Source organism: Bradyrhizobium sp. 23 (genome assembly GCF_023073295.1).
Taxonomy (GTDB): Bacteria; Pseudomonadota; Alphaproteobacteria; order Rhizobiales; family Xanthobacteraceae; genus Bradyrhizobium; species Bradyrhizobium canariense_D.
Genome location: NZ_JADPJF010000009.1, coordinates 28,282 through 50,603, shown reverse-complemented (window position 1 = coordinate 50,603; position 22,322 = coordinate 28,282). Strand labels below are relative to the sequence as shown.

General features: G+C 64.1%; 12 protein-coding genes and 1 pseudogene. 6 read left to right on the top strand and 7 right to left on the bottom strand.

The window, feature by feature from the left end; translation table 11 throughout:
• The 3 genes from IVB32_RS01295 to IVB32_RS42940 form a co-directional block, all read right to left on the bottom strand.
• On the bottom strand, nt 1-1,045 hold a 1,045-nt coding region (locus tag IVB32_RS01295; RefSeq protein WP_247409606.1), incomplete at its 3' end, for an IS5 family transposase.
• 360 nt (nt 1,046-1,405) lie between these two features.
• Nucleotides 1,406-2,065, bottom strand: coding sequence for a response regulator transcription factor (locus IVB32_RS01290; protein WP_247285914.1), 660 nt, complete (start codon nt 2,063-2,065; stop codon nt 1,406-1,408).
• Nucleotides 2,066-2,146: 81 nt separating this feature from the next.
• On the bottom strand, nt 2,147-3,715 hold the full coding sequence (locus tag IVB32_RS42940) for an ATP-binding protein (RefSeq protein WP_247395408.1): 1,569 nt from the start codon (nt 3,713-3,715) through the stop codon (nt 2,147-2,149).
• A 383-nt stretch (nt 3,716-4,098) separates the two neighbouring features.
• Here IVB32_RS42940 and IVB32_RS01280 point away from each other — a divergent pair, with 383 nt between their 5' ends.
• From IVB32_RS01280 to IVB32_RS01260, 5 genes are all read left to right on the top strand, one after another.
• Complete coding sequence (locus IVB32_RS01280; protein ID WP_247409603.1) at nt 4,099-11,685, top strand: peroxidase family protein; 7,587 nt, start codon at nt 4,099-4,101, stop codon at nt 11,683-11,685.
• Between the two features lie 80 nt (nt 11,686-11,765).
• A complete protein-coding gene (locus IVB32_RS01275) occupies nt 11,766-13,481 on the top strand; it encodes a type I secretion system permease/ATPase (RefSeq protein WP_247395410.1) in 1,716 nt (571 codons plus the stop codon).
• Between the two features lie 16 nt (nt 13,482-13,497).
• A complete protein-coding gene (locus IVB32_RS01270; protein WP_247409601.1) occupies nt 13,498-15,750 on the top strand; it encodes a cadherin-like domain-containing protein in 2,253 nt (750 codons plus the stop codon).
• A 41-nt stretch (nt 15,751-15,791) separates the two neighbouring features.
• Nucleotides 15,792-17,108 carry an HlyD family type I secretion periplasmic adaptor subunit gene (locus IVB32_RS01265; RefSeq protein WP_247395274.1) on the top strand — a complete coding sequence of 439 codons (1,317 nt, stop codon included), beginning with the start codon at nt 15,792-15,794 and terminating at the stop codon, nt 17,106-17,108.
• A gap of 22 nt (nt 17,109-17,130) precedes the next feature.
• Entirely contained in the window at nt 17,131-18,177 is a 1,047-nt protein-coding gene (locus IVB32_RS01260; RefSeq protein ID WP_247409599.1) for a M23 family metallopeptidase, read from the top strand.
• An 889-nt stretch (nt 18,178-19,066) separates the two neighbouring features.
• On the opposite strand, the pseudogene IVB32_RS01255 reads toward IVB32_RS01260, so the two are convergent.
• Together IVB32_RS01255 and IVB32_RS01250 are read right to left on the bottom strand one after the other, a co-directional pair.
• Nucleotides 19,067-19,255 (bottom strand): annotated as a pseudogene (locus IVB32_RS01255) (glycosyltransferase family 4 protein); the annotation flags it as partial.
• Nucleotides 19,256-19,386: 131 nt separating this feature from the next.
• The gene (locus IVB32_RS01250; RefSeq protein ID WP_247395276.1) at nt 19,387-19,596 is read right to left on the bottom strand and encodes a hypothetical protein; all 210 of its coding nucleotides are present in this window, start codon (nt 19,594-19,596) and stop codon (nt 19,387-19,389) included.
• A 337-nt stretch (nt 19,597-19,933) separates the two neighbouring features.
• Here IVB32_RS01250 and IVB32_RS01245 point away from each other — a divergent pair, with 337 nt between their 5' ends.
• Nucleotides 19,934-20,284, top strand: a complete 351-nt coding sequence (locus tag IVB32_RS01245; protein WP_247395277.1) for a hypothetical protein — start codon at nt 19,934-19,936, stop codon at nt 20,282-20,284.
• Nucleotides 20,285-20,920: 636 nt separating this feature from the next.
• Here IVB32_RS01245 and IVB32_RS01240 read toward each other — a convergent pair.
• Both IVB32_RS01240 and rpiB read right to left on the bottom strand, forming a co-directional pair.
• Nucleotides 20,921-21,841: a ribokinase gene (locus IVB32_RS01240; RefSeq protein ID WP_247395278.1), complete on the bottom strand. Its 921-nt coding sequence runs from the start codon at nt 21,839-21,841 to the stop codon at nt 20,921-20,923.
• A gap of 13 nt (nt 21,842-21,854) precedes the next feature.
• A complete protein-coding gene (gene rpiB, locus IVB32_RS01235; RefSeq protein WP_247395279.1) occupies nt 21,855-22,301 on the bottom strand; it encodes a ribose 5-phosphate isomerase B in 447 nt (148 codons plus the stop codon).
• Nucleotides 22,302-22,322 lie beyond the last annotated feature (21 nt).

Below are 22,322 nucleotides of genomic sequence, written 5' to 3'. Positions count from 1 at the left end.
CGTGGCCGCGATATCCCTTGTCGACATAGGCCCGCTCGATCGGACAGCCGGTGAGCGCCTCGGTGCGGTCGATGACGTCCCGCAAGGTATGACCGTCGTAGGGATTATCGGGCAGCGACCTGGCGTGCAGTACGAACAGGCCACCGGGCGCCCGGCGGTTGTTGCTGACGATGGAGGCCTTCACGCCGAACTCGTAAGGGGCTGCGGCCTTGCCTTTGCCGATGCATTCCACCTCCGGGGCATGGAAGGAATAAAGCTTCCAGCCGCGCTGGCGCTGCTGCTGCGAGCGGATTTGCACGGCCCGGCCAAGCGGGAGGGCGAATGCCTCCTCCAGTGCCGGCTGGCCCTCGATCTTGCGGCGGATGTCGCGGATGATACGGCCGAGCCGGCTGCGCAGAATGCGCAACTGCCGCTGATGCCGGCTGAACTGTTTGGCATGGGCGTAGCGGCCCGCCATCATCGCGGCGGCCTTGGCCACACGAGAATAGGATTGCCGCAGCCTGACGGCGTGCCTTCTCGCCAGGCGGTTGAGCCCCTTGATAGCCGCATGAAGCAGCTTGGCGTCGGTCGGAAAGGTGATGGCCTTCGGCTGCACCGTGGTGTCGACGGTGACGCGCTTGAGGTCCTGGCCGCGTAACGCGCCGGCCTCGTGCGCCACCCGCAGGCTCTCCGCCAGCAGCAGCTCCAACTTGTCGCCGAGCCGCTTGCGCCAATGGCTCAGGTCCGAGCGCTCGTGCGGGAAGGCATGCTGAAAGAACTCTTGCCCGGTGAAGAACTGGAAATACGGGTCATGAACCCAGCGCTCGCAAACGCCCTCATCGGACAGCCCATAAGTGTGCTTGAGCAACAGCAGCCCGATCATGAACCGGGTCTCGATCCCGGGCCGGCCATTCTCGCTATAGAGCGGCGCGACCTCGCCGTCGATCCAGTCCCAATCGATCTTGCCGGCGAGCTGAACCAGCTCGTGCTTCATGTTGATGATCTGGTCCAGCCGCGCCCGGAACAGATCGTTCGATCCCGTCGTCCTGTGCTTCTTCGGTCGCATCGGCCCCTCCGATGCACACAGAATCATGGTCCGCAGCAAAAGGGAATCCACAAACCAAAATTGCAAGGTTTGGGGGCCTCAAGCCCCCAATCCCTGCAATCTCAAATGCCGCCGCAACCGGAAAACTGACTCCTGCTCAATCGCTTAGAGCCTTGTTCACGGACGACTTTCTGATCTCGGGCCGAAGGCGCAGAAGTCCCGCTTGCTTGGGCCAGCGAGTAAGGTGACTCCAACTGGCTGCGGTATTGGTCTCCGTAAGACATTTGGTCCACTACCCGCGTGGGCCTTAGCATGAGGCGCTGCCCAGGTGATCCAACGCCAGCGCAGCGCGGTTCGCAGCGTGATATGGATTGTCATCCTTCAAGCGTGTTGGCCGGACTGGCGCATCCTCTGATACGCCATGACCGCGGACACGCGGTTGGTCGCGCCGCACTTCTGCATGATGCTGCTCATGTAGTGCTTGACGGTCTTTTCGCTGATCTTGAGCTTGTCGGCGACCATCCTGTTGGTGGCGCCGCTCTCGACCTCCGCGATGATCTGGAGTTCGCGATGGCTGAGACCGACGTCGATGGACGTCGCCTCCTTCTGCTGAACCGCCGAAAGCAGCCGCGCCGCGAACTCCGGCGAGACGAACGAGGACTCGTTCTTGAAGACCGCCCAGATCGCCGCCTTCAATTCGCTCGCGCTGACCCCCTTCAGGATGTAGCCGTGCGCGCCCGCGTTCAGGGCGGCGATGCCGGTCTGCGGATCGTCGCAGGCGGTGAGTATGACGCAGTGCGTTCCGGGAAATTCGACGCACAGCTGCTTGAGAGTCTCCAGGCTATCGCCGGGAATGCCGAGATCCAGAACGAGGATGCTCGGGCGATGCGTTTTTGCGATGTCCAGCGCGTCTGCCGTAGAGGCGCCTTCGGCTACGACTTTGAAGCGAGCCTCCGCCCGAAACACGCTGGCCAGTCCTTGGCGATAAATCGGATGATCGTCGACGATGGCAATAGTGGCCTGCTCACTCGAATTTTCCATATGTACTCTCACAATTAAAAAACACTGCGGAAAAGTGGCATTTCAGAATGCTGCGAGAATAGGCATCGTAAGGATAAAGTTTCAATCACTTTTGATCGGTTGACTATCTTTCGAGTGTTCATCGCCAGTTCCTGCGGTGGAACTTTGGACGGGAAGTTCGCACAGGATCTCCGTGCCTTGGCCGAGATTGGAGATCACGTAGAACGTCCCGCCCAATGCTCTCACTCGGGAGGCCATCCCGATCAATCCAAGACCTGATCGAGACTTGGCTGTCTTGCCGGCAAAGCCGCATCCGAGATCGCTCACCGATAGCCGCAGCGTCCCGGCGAAGTAATTAACCATTACGGTCTGGCGGTCGCTCCCCGAATGCTTGAAGGCGTTGTTCAACGCCTCCTGCGTCACCCGAATGAGGCAGCGCACCGCGTCGCGAGGCAGTTTCTCAGGCACTCCGGTCATCTCAAAATCGACGATGCAGGCGGCGCGGCCTTCATGCGCTCGTATGATTTTGCGGAGCATCCGGATGAGATTACCGCTGTCTCCGAGATCGGGAAGAAGCAGATCGGCGGCGATCGAGCGCAGCTCCTTGAGCGCGTCCTTAAGCGCGCTCCGGAATTCCGTCAGGAGAGCTCGCGCTTTGGGTGTCGGGCCTTCCAGCTCCTGTTCCAGACCTTCGAGCCGCAGCAGGGCGAAGGATATCAGCTGGGCAGGGCCGTCGTGGAGCTCGGCTCCGAGCCGCGTATGGATAAGATCGTCGATGCGGGCGGCAGTGCGAAGAGCATCTTCCGTTTCAGATTTAAGAACATCGTTCTTGCGATGCAGCAATACTTTCTCCCGGAACCGCTGCTTGATGGCCGAACGTTGCTTTTTGATGGTCGTGCTTGCTCGATGGACGACGATGAACAGAGCCAAGAGGGTGACGAGACCCACCGACCCGACCACCAGCCATGCGCCGCGGATGGCGCTTGCCTGGTCGCGGAGAAGCGCGCGGGCGTCTTCGTAGATTTCTGCGACCGCGATGATCCTTTCCGTCTCGTTCTTGTAGAGAGGCAGGAACATCTCATAGAGGGGCATCGACAGAGAGCGTTCGAACTCGCTGTCATCGTCCTCGAGGTCGGCCATCCCAGCACGAATTTTCCCTTGCAGCGAAGGCGTGAGGTCGGTCGTCGGAAATCGCTTTCCGATTAGCCCCTTTTGCGTGCTGTACACGATGGTACCGTCGCGCGCCCAGATCTTGACGGAGGCGACATGCCGCCTGGATTTCAGCAGTTCGGCGACGGACTCGAGCCCGCGAAGGTCTTCCGCGCTGAGTGTGCCTCCGCCGTCCATCGACTGAACGTAGGGCTCCACGAAATTCGTCATGTACAGCGCGGCGGCGCCACTCGTTCCGCGCAGAACGCCATCGGCGATACGATTGCCGACCCATCCTCCGACCGCGGCGACGGAAAGCGATAGCACCAGCGAAGACAACAATGCGAACTGCTCGAAGAGGGACCTTCGCATCCACCAGCGACGCGGCCGATCCGTGGCGACTTTGATGAATGCCCCTAACGCCCTCCTGGTCTCGGGCTTGCCTTCACCGGCTCTCAACAAGGCACTGTCGACGCGACGGATGTGCCCATCAGCTTCATCGGCGACGGAGACTTCCTCCACGACTGGCTCCATGAAGAACATTCTCGAACAATGTCATCGGTGAACAGATGCTTAAATTGGCGACATCATATGCATCGATCGTATCGGCTTTCAACTTCCTGGGCAAACATGGTGAAGATCGCACGTGCCCACACTGCTCCTTTGAAGCAGCGGATCAGGGTTAACACCATCGCCGGCAGCAGCCGCGCCGCCGCAGAAAGACCGATGGCGCTTCGGACTAAAGTCCGAAGCAAGGGACTTTCGTCGGGTGCGGCGCATTCGACCATCGACGGAAATTTTCGCTCGACCTTCTGCCCTACCGCGCCCGCGAAGCACTCGACATGCTTCTGAAACGTGGGAGATCCGGCCGTTCGGTTCTCCGTTAATCCTGGCAGGAGCGCATCATGTCGAATTATCTCAAGCCGTTCGTAATCGACCAGAGCGACATCGACTTCATCCTCAGCCAGGTCAACTTCCGCCCGTTGTTCGATGCGGCAGGCAACGCCATCATCCTGTGGGACGGCACGGGGGCGGTCTACGATGCACACGGCAATCTCATCGGCACCGGCGGGTCGGCCGCCGGCGACGCGGCATCGACCGTGGCCATCGCGCAGTGGGGACAGTCCTACTATTCCGAATTCGACTTCGCGGGCTTGAGGGATCCCAGCGGTCTCAACAACAACCTGTCGCTCATCAACGCCACCTTCGGCGCGGTCGACCAGATCTTCACGCGCACGGCGGCTGCCGACTACGCCGGCTACTCGTCCGTGATGCAGGCGGTCGCCGACCGCGTCTACGCCGCCGCCAAGACCTACTACTCCTCCTACAGCGCGGCGACCGGCGGCTTCAACCCGGCCCTCAACGGCGACTACGCGGTCAAGGCCGATCCGGCCGGCGCCCAGACCGCGGCCGACGGCACCAAGATCGATCTGCCGAACGTCGTCGATTACACGCCGCGCATGATCAGCCTGACGACTACCACCGGCGGCGTCACCTTCGACACCTGGGCTAACCATCAGGGCGACCTCGGAGCGACCTCGCATCAACCGAACGAAATCTACTACGATCCCACGACAGGGACGGCGAAGGTGCTCGACTGGGGCCAACTCGCCACGGTCGCCGACGGCGGCCTCGGTCAGGTCGACACGCAGGCGCGGCTCGCCGCCTCGGCCGGTCAGGGCGACCACTTCCTCGGCGGGCTCAATCCGGGCGTATCGCCCTCCAACGGCTTCTTCGTACTGTTCGGCCAGTTCTTCGACCACGGCCTCGATTTTATCGGCAAGGCCTCGGGACAGACCATCAAGATCGCGCTCGCCAGCGACGATCCGCTCTACGGCATGCTCGGACCGGACGGACGGCCGGTGCACGAAATCACCATCAACCGGGCCACGGTGCAGACGGTGGACGCCAACGGCCCGGAATACGTCAATCACACCTCGCCCTTCATCGACCAAAGCCAGACCTACGGCTCGCACGAGCAACTGACGAACCTGCTGCGGGAATGGGTCGCGGATCCGGCCACCGGCCAGTACCACGCCGGCATGAACCTGTTCGACGGGCAGACCCTCGAAACCGCATGGACCAAGCCGGACGGCACCGCGACGCACCAGACGCTGCCGACGCTGGACGAACTGCGCGCCCATGTGGATGCCACCGGCCGCGACGCCCTGACCTGGGAGGACGTCAACGATCTGCGCAACCGCGACGCATCCGGCCACGTGATCGCCGGCACCAGCGGCTCGGCGCTGCTGCTCGACATGAATCCGCGGTTCGATGCAGGCCACATGGGAGCCTTCTACGACAAGAATGGCAACGGCGCGCAAGACGTCGGAGAGGCGGCCTATGGCACTGCGGCCCAGTCGGCCAAGGTAGCGGCCGCAATTTCGACCATCGACACCTACGCCAAATCCACGTTCGGTGCGGGCTCGAGCTTCGGCATCGACGCAACGACACACAAGCTGACGCTGACCATGGCCACGCTACCCCCAGGCTCGCCTCCCGGAACGCCGCACACCCTGGACGGCGCCAGCTCGCTGTTTCCGTTCGTCAACTTCGCCGACTTCAGCATCACGGTCCCGGCGGGCGCGCTGCACGACGCCGTCGGCGAGATCCTGATGGCCTCGGTCGGCGACCACTACGTGGCCGGAGACGGGCGTGTGAACGAGAACTTCGGTCTGACTTCGATCCACCACGTCTTCCATGAGGAACACAACTACCAGATCCAGAACATCATCGAGGCACTACATACCCAGGACGTCGTGTCCGGCGACCCGACCCACGCCGCGCTGCACGGCTTCCAGATCGACACCGGGCACGGCATGAACGCCGCCGGCGACTACCTGGATTCCGCAGGCAACATCTCCTGGGACCAGGACAAGATGTTCAACGGGGCCAAGCTGGTCGTGGAGATGGAATACCAGCATGCTGCCGTCGACCAGTACGCCCGTAACGTCTCGCCCAATATCCAGGAGTTCGGCGCCTACTCGACCGAGGTCGATTCGGCGATTTCCCTGGAATACTCGCAGGCCGCCTTCCGCTTCGGTCACTCGACCTTGCGCGAGACCATCGACACCATCGATCCGTCCGGCGGCCTGACCGGCAAAATCATGGGCTATGCCCTGAAGGCAGCCTTCCTGGCCCCGGACAAGTTCGCCGACGTCGGGCCGTCCGCGATCGTGCTCGGCATGACGCACCAGCAGATGAACGAGGTGGACGAGTTCGTCACCCCGGCGCTCAACCAGGGTCTGCTCGACCAGCCGCTCGATCTGGCGGCGATCAATATCGCCCGCGGACGGGACGTGGGCATACCGACCTTGAACGAGGTTCGTCACACGTTAGGTTATTCCGAATACTCGAGCTGGAACGACTTCGGTCAGAACATGCAGCATCCGAGTTCGCTGGCCAACTTCATCGCCGCGTACGCTTTCGACGGTGACATGGAAAAGGCGAACACCATCGTCGGAATCGTCGACGGAAGCGTCGCCGCGGGCACGCTCGGCATCTCGCTCGACCAAGCCTACGGCTTCATGAACGGAGACGAGGCGGCCGGCGGCGTCGGTACGCTTGCCTTCAACCAGATCGACACATGGCTCGGCGGTCTGGCCGAAGTCCATCAGCCGGGGGGGCTCCTCGGCGAGACCTTCGACCGAATCTTCGTCGACCAGATCGAAAGGCTGATGGACGGCGATCGCTTCTACTATCTCTACCGCCTGTTCGGCGTTCAGTTCGGCACGGAGATCGTCAACGCCCAGCTGAAGGACATGGTGGAGCGCACCACGGGTCTGACCCACCTCAACGGCAACATCTTCGGCTATGCCGACCAGTACGTCGATCTCGGTGCCCACAAGGAAGTGCTGGCTCCGGGACAGACCGAGTACCTGACGACCGGCAACGAGCACAAATACGGCGACATCGCCGCGGTGGATGCCGGAACGATAGGCATCTACTCCAACGGCGGACGCGGCAACTTGAACGACGGACACGAAGTCGTCATCGGCGGCGTGCACTACATTCAGGACACCCGCCTGGCCGACACGGACCCCAACAGCGCCTATGGGCAGAACGGCTTCGTCAACCTCGACGGCACGCCGAACTCGGGCGCCGAGTCCAACGAGATCATCGTCGGCTCGAAGGGGCAGGATCTGATCTACGCCCAGGGCGGTGACGACACGGTCTACGGCGATGCCGGCAATGACAAGATCTACGGCAGCTACGGCATCGACCGCCTGTACGGGGGGGACGGCTCCGACACGATCTACGGCGGCGACAACCCCGACCTGATCGACGGCGGCGCCGGCGACGACTTCCTGTATGGCGAATCCAGCGGCACCGACATCAACGGCCTGGACCAGGTCATCGGCGGCGCGGGCAACGACTACATCAACGGCGGCCTCGGGATAGACAAGCTGTTCGGCGGCAATGGCGACGACGTCATGTATGGCGAGCAGGACACCGACCCGTTCTTCGAAGGAAACGACGGCAACGACTATCTGGACGGCGGCTCCGGCACCGACATGCTGTACGGCAGCAACGGCGACGACATGCTGCTCGACGGCACCGACGTCGACATCTCTTTCGGCCAAGCCGGCGACGACTGGTTCAAGGTTGGCGACATCGCTCAGGCGTTGAGCACCGGTCCTGATGAAGTGCTGGGCGGTGACGGCGTCACCGACGACGGCAACACCCCGGGCACGATTGGTTTCGACGTCCTGGACTTCAGCCTGCAACACGCCCGGCCGATCGGGGTGACCTACGACCTCGACCAGCAAGCGAACCCACTGGCTGCAGTCAATACCGCGCAGTCGGTTCCCGCGGCGTTCGAAATGGAGGGGCTGGTCGGCAGCGTGTCCGACGACAATCTCGGAGGAGACTCCGGAGACAACTGGGTCGTGGGCGGCTCCGGAGCCGATCTCCTGACCGGCGACGCCGGCAATGACGTCATCGTCGGCGGCTCGGTCCGGCTCGACACCCTGATCGGACAGTACATCCAGGGCCATGACGCTCAGGGCAACGAGATCGCCTCAACCTACGACCACAACAACAACAACGACGGATCCACCGAGGCATTACGCCTGCAGGATGCCCGCTATCAGGGCGCCTCTCACCGCGTCGCTTACGACGACACCCTGGGCGCCGGTTTGCTCGACAACGCCGCGCTCGGCACGCAGGGCTTCGACAAGCATTTTACCGAGATGCTGCGCACCCAGTTCTTCAAGGACAACGTTCTCGGAGACGGGGGCGCCGACGCCAGCACCCTGGCCAAGCCGGACATCGCAGTTTTCACCGGCAACCTGGCCGACTATCGCATCGACCCCATCACATTCCAGAGCACCCACGAGGGACAGATCGTCGCCTACAAGGTGACCGACCTGCGGGATCCCAACGGCGTCGACGCCAACGGAGCGCCCATCGTCACCGACGGCACCGACCTGGTCGTGGGCGTGGAACTGCTGCGCTTCGCCGACCAGGACTTCTCGTTGGTCAACACGCCCCCGAGCCTGAAGCTTCACGCCTTCGATCCGGGCGCTGCGACCGACAACTTCGCCTCCGGCAGCTACGCCGGCGGCTCGAGCTGGACGGGCAACTGGACCGAAACCGGCGACAACTTCAACGGCGCGGTCAACGGCAGCGCCACCGCGGGTCAGATCCGCGTGGGCTCGCAGCAACTGCAGTTCACCGACAACGCCGACGGGGCCAACGTGCAGCGGGTGGTGAACCTCGCCGGCGTGGTGGAGGCCAAGTTGGGCTTCACCTACAACCAGAACAGCTTCGACAACGGCGACTACGTCCGCGTCCTCTTCACCGCGGACGCCACGGCGGCGACGCCGGTCTTCCATGAACTCGGAACAATCACCAATGCCGCCGGCTTCGGCAACCATACGTTCTCGGCCGATCTTCTCGCGTCCCTGAACGCCGGCGAGACGGTGACCGCCAACGCGGCCCTCAGGTTCGAGGTGGTCAGCTCGGCCACCAACACGGGCAACAGCGCCAACAACGGCACCATCTCGATCGACAACGTGTCCGTCGACTACGTCAGGCCCGCGGCGGCTCCGAGCACGGACTACGTCGTCACGTTCACGGAGAACGGCAATGCCGTCGGCATAGCCAACCATCCCGGAATCGTCGACGACGGCACGCAACTGTGGTCGGCGAAGGTCGTCCTGACCGGCCGGGTGGCGGGCGACGCGCTCAACGCGAACGACATCGCCGGCGACGGCATCGCGAGCACTGTCGACAATTCCGTGGCCGGACAAATCACCGTCAGCCTGACGGGCAAGGCCTCGATCGCGGCCTACCAGAACGCGATCCAGGCGATCACGTTCTCCAGCAACTCCAACAACCCCACCAATGCGGACCGCATCGTCCAGGTCACGGTCAATGACGGCTTGGCCGACAGCAACGTCGCGACCACGACCATCCACGTGACTCCGGTCAACGATCCGCCGAGCGTGGGCGCCGATCACGTCTACACCAACCTCGGCAACGTCGCGAGTGGCATCGTGGTGCCGGACTGGGCGCTGCTCGCCAACGACAGCGACACGGACGGTCCCAACGCGCTGGCGATCACCGGGGTGGGCTCCTTCAACAGCCTCACGGCGGTCCATGCCGCTGGCGCGGTCACGATCACCGACAGCGGAACGAGCGGCAACCCGGCGAGGCCGAACGGCGGCTCGTTCTCCTACACGGTGAACGACGGGGCCGCACCGGCCTCCGCCACGGTCACCGTGACCGCGGTCAACGGCACGACGATTAACGGATCGACGGGCAACGACATCCTGGTCGGAAGCTCGGCCAACGACATCCTCACCGGCGGACGAGGCGACGACGCGGTCTTTGCGGGCGGGGGCGACGATAGCGTCGGCTGGTCGGTGACCAACCCCTTCAAGATCGGCAACATCACCATCATTCCCGAACTGCCGGACGGCCGCGACTTCGTCGACGGCGGCGCCAACGGCGCGGCGGGCGACCGCTTCACCGTCACCGGCAACAACACGGCGGAATCCTTCGCCATCTACTCCAACACCGACGACTGGGACGGTGCCGGTCCGGGCACGGGCAGCAGCGCGGCTCATGTCGGTTTCACGGGCCTGCATGCAGGCACCGAGATCGTCGTCGCCCGCAACGGCACGGTGATCGGCGAGCTCGACAACGTCGAGGAGATCACGATCAACACCCTCGACGTGACCGCCAACAACAACAACGGCGGGCTCGACGGCGGTACGGTGGCCGGCGACAGCGTCGCCATCGTCGGCAACTTCACCGGCACCAGCCTGAACTACAGCACGATCACGGTGAACGGGGGCGCAGGCGCCGACACCGTCGACATCTCCGGATTGACCTCCGACCACCGCATCGTATTCCACGGAGGAGGAGGCGACGACCAGGTCACCGGCACCTTGCGGCCGCAGGACGTGGTCGACACCCAGACCGGTCTGCCTTCGGGCGACCAAGGCGGCGGCCAGGGTGGATCCGGCGGCGACGGTCAGGATGGCAACTCCGGCGGCGACGATCAGCATTGTTCGTCGGGCGACCATCAGCACGACGGACAGGGCGGCCCAGACACGCCGCAACCTCCGGCGGTCAACCCGGGCATGGCTGAAGGCCAGATTGGAACTGCAGCCGCCGACGTGATGGTGGGGGCGACCGGCGACGATGTCCTCAGTGGCCTCGATGGCGACGACGTGATCCTCGGCAACGACGGTGCCGACACGCTGAAGGCCGGATCCGGAGACGACTTGGTGAAGGCCGGCGCAGGCGACGACGTGGTGTTCGGCAACGACGGCAACGACGATCTCTTCGGCGGCGCCGGCCGCGACCTGATCACCGGCGACGGCGGGGACGACCGCCTGTTCGGCGACGCGGGCGACGACGCCCTGGAAGGCGGCGCGGGAAACGACACCGTCTACGGCGGGGCCGGCAACGATCGGGTCATCGCGACCGTCGGCGACGGCAACGACACCTACTTCGGCGACACGGAGGAAGACACGCTGGACTACTCGGCCATCTCTGCAAACCTCACGGCCGATCTCGGCAACGGCATCGGACAGCACGGCAGCGTCGCCAGCGCCCAGAGCGGGACCGACCAGATATTCGGGTTCGAGGACTTCATCGGCGGCTCCGGCAACGACACCATCGTGGCCAGTTCGGTGGCGAACGTCATGGACGGCGGTGGAGGGAACGACACCTACGTGTTCGGCTCCGCAGCGGACGCCAACGGCGACACCATCAAGGGTTTCCAGCCGGGCGACAAGATCGACCTGTCGGCCATCGACGCCAATACGGGGGCGGCCGGGAACCAGTCCTTCGTGCTGTTCGCCGGCAACGTCTTCACCTCGGCGGGACAGGTCATCGTCACGCAGGAGATCAAGGACGGCGCGGAGCACACCTTCGTGTCCGGCAATACCAACGCCGACGCCGCGGCCGACTTCAAGATCGATCTGGGAGCCGGCAACCATGCACTGACGACGGCCGACTTCAACGGCGTGCACTAGGCGCAACCGACCATCACCACCCGGGCGAACCGCCGCCCGGGTGGACGACGTCACCGAGGCCAAGGGCAGGGCAGGAAACGATGAGCAAGAACCCGAAGCGAAAGAATCCGACGGAGAATCCAATCGGCAGCTACCGCGGCATCGGTTTTGTCCTGCTCGGAGTGTCCGGAATCATCAACGTGCTGGCGTTGACGGGCTCGTTCTACATGCTGCAGATCTACGACCGGGCGCTGACGAGCCACAGCATCCCGACCTTGGCGGCGCTCTCCGCGCTCGCCATCGGGCTTTATCTGTTCCAGGGCATGTTCGACATCCTGCGTTCGCAGATACTGGTCAGGCTCGGGGCCCGTCTCGACGCCAAATTGGCGCCCTTGGCGCACTGCGTCGTGATCGAGATGGCCCGATACGGCTACTCGACGTCCGAGGCGCTGGAGCGGGGGCGCGACGTCGACGTCGTGCGCGGCTTCCTCGGCAGCCAAGCCCCCATCGCCTTCTTCGACCTGCCCTGGATGCCGCTGTTCCTCGGCTTCGTCTATCTGCTTCATCCGGTGCTCGGGCTTGTCACCTTGGCCGGCGCGGTGGTTCTGATGTCGCTTACGGTGGCAACCGAACTTCTGACGCGGCGTGCCGGCAAGGAGACCCACCAGGCCGCGGTGCAGCGGTCCACGTTGGCAGACTCCCACGCACGCAACGCCGACATCCTGCGCGCGATGGGGTTCGGCGGCCGCGCCGTGGCCCGGTTCGAGACCGCCAATGCCCGTCATCTGGCGCTGCAGACCCGAACCAGCGACATCAGCGGCAGCTTCGGCGGGATGGCGAAGGTGATGCGCATGATGCTGCAGTCGGCGCTGCTGGGCCTTGGCGCGTTCCTCACCATCAAGGGCGAGCTTTCCGCGGGCGCGATCATCGCGTGCTCGGTGGCTTCGGCGCGGGCGCTGGCGCCGATCGATTCGGCCATCGGCAACTGGAAGGTGATCGCCGCGGCACGGCGCAGCTTCAACCGTCTGAAGCAGACGCTCGCCGCGGCAGAAGACGGCAGCCATATCCTGCCGCTTCCCAAGCCTTGCGCGACCCTGAAGGTCGAAGGCATCACCGTGGTCGCGCCGGGCAGCGGGACCGTGCTCGTCGGCGACGTCGGCTTCGAGCTCAAGGCGGGCGAGGCGCTCGGCCTGATCGGCCCTAGCGGTGGCGGCAAGACATCTCTGGCCAAAGGTGTCGTCGGCGTTTGGCCGCTGCTCAGGGGCAAAGTCCGGTTTGACGAGGCGGATCTCGATCAGTGGCGCGCCGATGCGCTCGGCGAGCACATTGGTTACCTGCCGCAGGACGTCTCGCTGCTCGACGGCAGCATCGCCGAGAACATTTCGCGGTTCGAGACCGAGCCCGACGCCCGCAAGATCATCGCCGCGTCGAAAGCCGCGGGAATCCACGAGATGGTCACGCGGTTGCCGGATGGCTACCAGACCGAACTCGGGCCGTCGGGCACCGCGCTGTCGGCCGGTCAGCGGCAGCGCATCGGGTTGGCGCGGGCGCTCTACGGCGATCCCTTCCTCGTCGTGCTCGACGAGCCGAACTCGAACCTCGACGCACCGGGCGAGGCGGCGCTCGGGGAGGCCATCGAAGGCGTCAAGGCGCGCGGCGGGATCGTCATCGTGATCGCGCACCGGCCGAAGGCGCTGGCGGCGGTGGACTACGTCGGCGTGGTGCAGGGCGGCAAGTTGGTCGCGTTCGGACCGAAGGACAAGGTGGTCGGCGCGCCGGCGGCGCCGATCCCGTTCCCCGCCGCAGCGACGGCTTGATCAGCGGGAGGTGGCCATGGACGATCGGCTGTCGTTGGGAATTCCGGACCGCAGCGCGCTCGACGCGCCGGCGCGCCGCTTCGCGCTCATCGAAGAGCGGTCGCGCGTCAGTTCCATCGTGCCCGCCATCCTGATCGCATCGTGGGGACTGCTGCTGAAACAGGTGTTCGGCGAAGGCAAGGAGGATGCGCCCCATCTGCCGAAGCCGGACTCTCCGGAAGCGGCAACGCAGCCGGAAGCGGATACGTCGGTCGCGCCGTCCATCGCCGTGGAGCGGAGCGCAGGATCGTCCGAACTCGTCCGTGCCTTCGGGCTGCACGCGGTATCGATGAACGAAGCGTTCGAAGCGGCAGTCGATCCGGACAGGCTCAGGTTCGACAGGACGGAAGGGCCGCGGCTGTCGCTGGTCCCGGCGAACCAGAACGCGCCGGCTCCCGCGCATCCGCTGCCGCGGGGGGCAGACGGCACACCGGTCGCCGGCGGAGGCGGGGGTGGGGGTGGTGGAGGTGGCGGAGGCGGAGGGTCTTCCGACGACCACACCAGGCCCCATGTTGACGAGCCAAAAAAGCCGCCACCGACGATCAAGGACCCGCCCCCCGATCCGACGAAGCGGGTCAACCACGCCCCGGTGAGCGCCGGGGCGGTCGATCTCGGCAGCGGGCTCGTCAACGAAGCCTTCATCATCTCGCTCGGTCAGTTGCTGAATGGCGCCAGCGATCCGGACGGCGACCGGCTTTCGGTGCAGGCCCTCCAGGTCGATCACGGGTCGCTGCAGGCGTTGGGAGCGGACCGTTGGCTCTACACGCCGGAACACGACGATATCGGCCCGGTCCAGTTCAGCTACCGCATCTCCGACGGCACCGTCTCGATCGTCCAGGCGGCGCATGCGGATCTGCACGCCGCGCCCGACGAGGAGATACACGGTACCGAAGGCGACGATCTTCTGATCGGAACGCCTCTCATCGACGTGATCGACGCCGGCGCCGGCAATGACATCGTCTACGGCCGCGAAAGCGCCGATACGATCTACGGCGGCGAGGGCAATGACCGGCTGGTGGGCGGCGACGGTGACGACACCCTGTTCGGAGGCCCGGGCAACGACATCATCTTCGGCGGGGCGGGCAACGACACGCTGTTCGGCGAAGCCGGCGACGATACGCTCTACGGCGAGGACGGCAACGACCTCATCCTAGGTGGCGAGGGCGACGACTTTGCCTCCGGAGGGCGGGGCAACGACACGCTCATAGGCGGTCCCGGCAACGACACCCTCCACGGTGACGACGGGAACGACAGGATCGAGGGCGAGCAAGGCGACGACCATATCGACGGCGGCGCCGGCAAGGACGTGCTGCTGGGCGGGGCCGGCAACGACTGCATCGCAGGGGGCGCCGGCGACGACACGATCCATGGCGGGGAAGGGGACGACCACCTGGACGGCGGTGCCGGTAACGACACCGTCCGCGGAGACGCGGGAGACGACCACATCGCGGGCGGCGCGGGCGGCGATGATGTGGACGGCGGTACCGGCGACGACACGCTCGCGGGCGGCGCAGGCGACGACACCCTGCAGGGCGGCGCCGGGGACGATCACCTCGACGGCGGCGCCGGCGACGACGTGCTGGCGGGGGGCTCGGGCAACGACTGCATCGACGCCGGCTGCGGGGACGACGTGATCGTCCTCGGCGTCGAGGCGGGCCACGACGTCATTCACGGAGGTGACGGCGCGGACACGCTGGATCTGTCGCAGATCGTGTTCGACGAGAACGTCGACCTCCCCGACGGAATCGTCGAAATCTGCGACGGGCAGAGCGCACAGATCTTCGAGATCGAGAATGTCCAGGGCGGCCACGGACGCGACCGCCTGGTTGCCGACGCCCACGTGAATATCATGGAGGGCGGCGACGGCAACGACACCTTCGTCTTCCAGGACCTGGCTTCTCTGAAGAACGACGGCGGACCACGCGACCACATCGTGGACTTCAGCGTCGGCGACAAGCTCGATCTGTCCAGAGTCGGACAGGAACTCGACGATTTCTCGGGCAAGAGGCTGTTCTTCGCCGGGGCCGACCAGGCCACCTTCGACGAGGTCGGCGCCGTCACCTACCGCCATGAAGTCGTTTCGGACCAGGAGATCACGATCGTCTCGGGCCATCTCGACGGCGACGCGGAGCACGATTTCGAGATCGTGCTGGATGGTAACCTCGACCTCAACGAGAGCAATTTTGTTTTCACTGCCCCCCAGCAAACGAACGCGCACCACTTATCGTGAATCGGCGGACACGTGCCGGCTCTAACAACGGAGAATGAACGATGAACCTGAAGCCCACGGAACGGCCCGCGCGCGCTGCGAAGCAGTCGTTCGGGATCCGCTCGCGCGTGACCATGGTGGCCGTTCTCGCCATCGCCCTGATCGGCGGATGCGGCGGCTGGGCGGTGCACGCCGAGCTGACCGGTGCCGTGATCGCGCAAGGCAAGGTCGCAGTCAGGAAGCAGGTCAAGCTGATCCAGCACCGCGACGGTGGCATCGTGGGCGAGATCCTGGTCGCCAATGGCGACGCCGTGAAGGTGGGCGATGTCCTCGTCAGACTAGACGAGACCCAGACCAAGGCGGAACTAGGCGTGCTCAAGGGGCAGCGCGCGGAGCTCGAGGGCCGAAGGGCGCGGCATCTGGCCGAGCGCGAAGGAGCCACGGCCATCAGGTTCGACTCCCGGTTCGAGCACGACCCGTTCACGGCGGAGATCGCGCGGGGCGAGATCCGGCTCTTCAACGAGAACTTGGCCGTGCGGGAGGCCAGGCGCGATCAGTTGTCGCTGCAGATCGCGCAGTTCGAGGAGCAGGTCCGCGGGCTGACCGCGCAGCAGGAGGCCAACGCCAATGAGCGCAAGATGGTCAAAGAGGATCTCGAGCGTCTGACGCCGCTCTACAACAAGGGTTTCATAGAAATCGGCAAGATCCGCACCATGGAGCGCGATCTCGTCAAGATCGACGGCCTCAAAGGCGAGATCGACGCCAACATCGCCCGCGTCAAGGGACAGATCAGCGAGTCGCGGATCAAGATCATCGAACTCGACCAGCAGGCGCGAACCGACGGTCAGCGGGACTTGCGCGACGTCGACGGAAAACTGGCGGAGCTTCAGGAACGGATCGTGGCGTCGCTGGACCGCCTGTCGCGCATGGTGATCCGTTCGCCTATCTCCGGCACCGTCAACGAGCTCGCCGTCAATTCGGTCAACGGCGTGATCGCCCCCAAAGAGACGCTCATGTCCATCGTGCCCGAAAGCGCCGACCTGGTCGTCGAAGCGAAGCTGTCTCCGACCGACATCGACCAGGCCACGACCGGGCAATCGGCGAGGCTCAGATTCTCCTCCTTCAACCAGCGGACCACGCCGGAAGTGGCGGGTACGGTCGAAACGATCGGGGCGGCGGCGACCCTGGACCAGGCCAGCGGCCAGACGTACTATCTCAGCACCATCGCGATAGCGGGTGGCCAAAGGCAAGTAGCCGGCAAGCCGATCGTGCCCGGCATGCCGGTTGAGGTTTTCCTAACCACCGGCGATAGGACGGCACTTTCCTACCTGATAAAGCCGTTCACGGATCAGATGATGAAATCCTTCCGGGAGGAGTAGAGTTCTGTTCCCTGCTGCGAAAATGTTCAAGCTCAAGTCCCATTGCGCGACGCACAGCCGATACCGGCTGGCGCCGGCGTTGATCGTGATTCTATCGGCGGCAATCCAGCCGGCACGCGCGGACGACCAGTTGTCTCCCAACCTGGGACTGCCTGTCGACTGCCGCCTGGGCGTGGACTGCTTCGTGCAGCAGATGCCGGACGTCGATCCAGGCGACCAGGCGTTGGATCCGCTCTGCGGCAACGCCACGTACCAGGGGCACGACGGTTGGGACATTCGCATCCGCACGCTCAAGGATATCGATCGTCAAACGCCCGTGATCGCAACCGCCGAAGGAACCGTCGCGCGCGTGAGGGACGGCATTCCAGACCGCATCAACGATCGGGCACAAGATAAAGATACCGGGGGAAAGGAGTGCGGTAACGGCGTCCTTGTAGAGCATTCCGGGGGGCTGGCCTCACAATACTGCCACCTCAAGGAAGGCAGCATCGTCGTCCGGCCCGGAGCGCACGTGAAGAAAGGCGACCGCCTGGGGTCGATCGGGGCATCGGGCTTGGCCGAATTTCCCCATCTGCACTTGTCGGTCCGAAAGGATGGCAGGACGATCGAACCCCTGACGGGCCGGCCACTTGGAATCGGTCGAGAAACCTGCGGCGCAACCGGGGGAAGCCTGTTCGAACCGGCCGTCCGGGATGCACTTTCCCGTTCGGCTTCGGCGATCCTGCTGGTCGGGCTCGCCAACGCTCCGCCCGAGCTTCCGAGGCTCGTTCGCGAAGGTGAACCAGCCGTGCCCAATACGTCGCAACCGGTCATCGCTTGGGTCTGGGGGATCAACGTCGAGGGCGACAGCGTTTTCAGAATGCGCATCGTCGATCCGGACGGAAAAACGCTGATGCAAATCGAAACCAAACCGCTCGAAAGGCGGAAGGCGAACTACATCGCCTATGCCGGAGGGAAGCCCGCGCAACGAGCAGGGGAGTATGGACTGCAAGTCGAAATGGTCTCGGGTGGGAAGACGATCTCATCGGCCACCCGATCAATCCTGATCCGAAGCGAGGGCGAACGGTAGCTTGATACGCTGTGAAAGCTAAACTGCACCTGGAACTGCCGCCCAGAATTTCTTCGACCGCGGAATAATCCGGCGCTCGTGGTTTCTTGATTCTATGACGCCAGGAACGCGCAATGAGCCGCTCTTCACCCAGGACACCAGCGAGCCGATGGCTACCCGGAAATATCCGGATCATGGGGGTGAAGCTCGTGGCCCTCACGAATGCGTTCAGGGGCTTTGTCGAACAGTTCGGCATTCGGCACGGCCCACGCAGCGAAAAGCTGCGAGGACCCATCCTTTGGCTGGGAGACCTGCACAAACGCAACGACGTGGGCCAAGGCCCCGCCAATCCCGCAGTTTCCGATACTTCGAGCGAAAAGCAGCGTTCACAGGCGCCATGATTGCCCGGCACCCGCCTGAGCTGAACAACAACTATCATTTGCAAACCAATTGATTGGTCTCTTCGAGAGAGCCCGGCTCGATGGGACCTGGGACTTGGGATTCTCTCGTTCATGAAGCATGTTTCGCAGGCGTCGCAATTGGTCGCGGGTCGACATGTGCGGTCTGCGGTCGTCGGAACGTTTCGCCGTGAGCACGATGAGTTTTAGATCGTCTTCCGGTGTCCAATGGTCGGTACCGGTGATTGCGGCGGACTAGTTGGTAAGCGCGCTGGGGCTCGGACCTTGGTCCTTTGACGTTCAAATCGAGGCCGCCCCGGTCGGCTTTGCCGGTATTCACCCCCAGCGGCCGCTTCCAAGTAAAAAGGCGGCGCGACCCGAGCCGCGCTTTGCGCTAAAAACTACGGTTCTGATGCTATGAAAATGACCGTTGTAAGGACCGTAGCTAGTGCCGCTCAGCTCACATAAATTGATGTTAGAACAACGGGGTTGACTAGACACCCCTTCCGCCCCAGCCGCAGCGCGCGCGGCCACACCGCCTGGAGCTTTCCTTTCGTCTTAGAGTCCGCGCTTGCGAACAGGGTGACGTCGTGTCCCGGTTCGACCAGTTCGTCCACCAGCCAGGCGATCACGCGCTCGGTGCCGCCGTAGAGCTTTGGAGGTACGCTCTCGGCCAACGGAGCAAGCTGGGCGATCCGCATCGGCTAGGCCCCCAACACGAACCGCACGACCGTCACGATCGTCCCAGAAATGAGCGACGAAATCGCGAGCAGCGTCCAATTGGGCCTCGTGCTTCCCCCTGCCACGCGCGCTGCGAGCGCCTTCACGGCCGTCAACATCCGTCTCGAGAAAGCCGCTGCAGGTAGGCTATTCCGAAGCCTGCGAGCTCTTCGGTATCGCTTGCGCGCGCTTCCGACCTGCTGTGGAGGTGACGCTCCAGCAGGCAGCGCCGGCTGTCGTGCGCATCGACCTCGGGGTGCCGCGTCCGATACACCGTCCAGGCGGTCTCCGCGGCGTTCTTCAAGACGACTTCGTCGACCATACTCACTCTCTCCAGAGACCGAACCCAGTCGCTGCCAACTCAAGGCGCTCCGGAAAGTTTCCGGATTTCCCCGACAGTAGACGAAGGGAGGAAGCTCAGGATGCTCTGACATGCGCCCGCGTACGTGCCGCACGCCGGCGCTGCAGGCGTTGGCTTCGGCCGGACCTTCTGGATGCAAGGTGGTAGTTGTCGGGGTTGCGGCGGTCGGCTCCGCACTGGAGCTTCGCGCGCCGTCTCTGGCGGCGAGGATTCCATGGCCCGCGCCGCCCGGGCAGCTGCAACCATTGCCTCTTTTTCCCGTTATCGGTAGGGCGCGAGCAATGTGCAAGGAATCTCGATGAAGAAGATCGCGATGTCGGCGCTGATGGTCGGCGCTCTTGGTCTATCCTCGGTGGCCACCATCTCTCCTGCCGAAGCGCACTGGCGAGGTGGCTGGGGACCGGGCATCGCTGGCGGTCTGCTGGCTGGCGCCGTAATCGGCGGGCTTGCCTCGTCGGCTTATGGATGGGGACCTGGCTACGGCTACGACGAGCCCTATCGCTGGGGCGGTGGTTACGCCACCACGACCTACTACACGGCGCCCGTGTCTTACGGCTACCGGTACCGCCGAGCCGTGCGGCCCGCTTACGCCTATTACCGCGGATCATATCCGGTCGTGCGACACCGCTGGCACCATCACCGCTGGTGACAGGCCCCGACAGCAACAAGCCGCGCTCGTCGAGGGCGCGGCTTTTCCTCGGTCAAGCGCTTACCACCACTCGCCGAGAAAGGGTTCGTGTGACCAAGGGCGGCTGACGGGCGTCCCACTTCCCCTAGCTTAAGGCCCTGCTCGTGGGCTTGTTTCGGAGTCGATGCCGTCGACACAGGATCTGTTGGCCTAGCGAAAGGATTGGCTGTAGCCACGATCTCGACCACCACATCAGCAAGCCGTCGCCGGATCAGATCGCGTCAAAGGCAACGTCCAAGCCGGCGCGTTCGTCCGTAAACGCTATCGAGCCGTCGCCAGCCTCCCTCCTCAATCTGCACCAAATCCACCTGATCCCATCCGAGCTATTCTCGTCCCTGATTGAAGCTGGCTCCGAGAGTGCGGCGGGGGCTGGGCGAGAACATCTGCTGGTCTGGACCGCGAACGAATGCCGTCGGGACGATCATCCAGCTCGGACCCATGGCGATATCGAGCTGACCGAAATCTGGACGCCGTGTGTTCTCAACGGCCCCTTGTTCAGAACGGCTTCAAACGACAGGTGCTCTCGTCGGCGGAAGGCGATCACCCGCAAGTCAAGAATCCTGCTGCCAGCCATCGTGCCTGAACGATCTCTGATGGTCAGGCGATCGACTTTACCGCACCTCTGACCGGCATTCCGTCCTGCGCCCCCTCTTTAAGGCAATTTAATGCGGCAGCCTCGCATCCAATTTCCAAAGACTTTTGCAACGGCACCATCTCACTTACCATAGACGCGAAAGCGCCGACGAAGGCATCGCCGGCCCCGGTCGTGTCGGTGGGGGTGATGCAGGGTGCAGGCGCGCGGAGACAGCTGCCATCGGCGGTGAAGGCGAGCGCGCCTAGCGCGCCAGCGGTTACGATGCAGTTGAGGTCACCGGCCCTGGCAAGTTCGGCGGCTGCGGCGTCGTGATCGGGCGGCTGGGCGAAGCAGATCGCCCTCGCCGCATCCAGAGCCTCATGCTCGTTGACCAGGAGATAATCGGTCGCGGAGAGAAGCTGGACCACCATCTCCCGGGTCATCGACTCCGGCACGGGTGCGAGATTCCAGATGACGCTGCCGGAGGCGCATTTCGTCCTGCGTGCGGCTTCCAGGGCTTCTGCGAAAGGCACTTCCATCTGAAGCACCAGGATTGTGTCACGGCTGAATAGCGCGATGGGGAGGTCATGGGCGCTGGCGGTCGTGTTGGCGCCGCTTGCCACCGTAATTGCATTCTCACCGGCCTGATCGACCACGATGAAGGCACAGCCGGTCGGCTGGTCCGATCTGACGACGAGATCCGTGTCGACGCCGTTCGCTCGGAGATTCTCTACCGCGCTGTCGCCGAATCCGTCGCGTCCGATACGGCCCGCCATTCGGACGCGTCCCGGCCCGGCAATGCGCGCGGCAGCCACGGCTTGATTAGCGCCCTTGCCGCCGAAATGGGTCCGATAGGAGGGCGCGAGCACGGTGCGGCCGGGGCCCGGAATGACCGGGACATGGGCGACCAGATCGATGTTAAGCGATCCGAACACTAGGATCATGGCGGAGAAACCGTCACCCTTGCTCGTCCATGACTCGCAGTTTCTCGACGCGGCGGCGGAAATCCTCGTCGGTGGAGAATTCGGCCGAGAGATAGGACGAGACGAGATCGATGGCAAGCCACGCGCCGACTATCTGCGCGCCGATACACATCACGTTGACGTCGTCATGCTCAACGCTCTGATGGGCTGAATGGATGTCGTGGCAGACCGCGGCGCGGATGCCCTTCATCTTGTTGGCGGCGATCGAGGCGCCGACGCCGGTGCCGCAGACCATGATGGCGCGCGCGGCTTCGCCCGAGGTCACCTTCTGCGCCACGGCGCGCGCGATGTCGGGGAAATCCACTGGCTTGTCGTCATAGGAGCCGACGTCGATGACGTCATGGCCGAGGCTGCGGATGTGGTCGATGACGGTCTGCTTGAGCGGCCAGCCGGCGTGGTCGGATCCGATGACGAGACGCATGTGATGCCCTTCTTGATTTTG

Bases quoted from the DNA above. Each gene is read 5' to 3' on its own strand.
- IVB32_RS01290 (WP_247285914.1), bottom strand. From the start codon at position 2,065: ATGGAAAATTCGAGTGAGCAGGCCACTATTGCCATCGTCGACGATCAT.
- IVB32_RS01280 (WP_247409603.1), top strand. From the start codon at position 4,099: ATGTCGAATTATCTCAAGCCGTTCGTAATCGACCAGAGCGACATCGAC.
- IVB32_RS01275 (WP_247395410.1), top strand. From the start codon at position 11,766: ATGAGCAAGAACCCGAAGCGAAAGAATCCGACGGAGAATCCAATCGGC.
- IVB32_RS01270 (WP_247409601.1), top strand. From the start codon at position 13,498: ATGGACGATCGGCTGTCGTTGGGAATTCCGGACCGCAGCGCGCTCGAC.
- IVB32_RS01265 (WP_247395274.1), top strand. From the start codon at position 15,792: ATGAACCTGAAGCCCACGGAACGGCCCGCGCGCGCTGCGAAGCAGTCG.
- IVB32_RS01260 (WP_247409599.1), top strand. From the start codon at position 17,131: ATGTTCAAGCTCAAGTCCCATTGCGCGACGCACAGCCGATACCGGCTG.
- IVB32_RS01250 (WP_247395276.1), bottom strand. From the start codon at position 19,596: ATGGTCGACGAAGTCGTCTTGAAGAACGCCGCGGAGACCGCCTGGACG.
- IVB32_RS01245 (WP_247395277.1), top strand. From the start codon at position 19,934: ATGAAGAAGATCGCGATGTCGGCGCTGATGGTCGGCGCTCTTGGTCTA.
- IVB32_RS01240 (WP_247395278.1), bottom strand. From the start codon at position 21,841: ATGATCCTAGTGTTCGGATCGCTTAACATCGATCTGGTCGCCCATGTC.
- rpiB (WP_247395279.1), bottom strand. From the start codon at position 22,301: ATGCGTCTCGTCATCGGATCCGACCACGCCGGCTGGCCGCTCAAGCAG.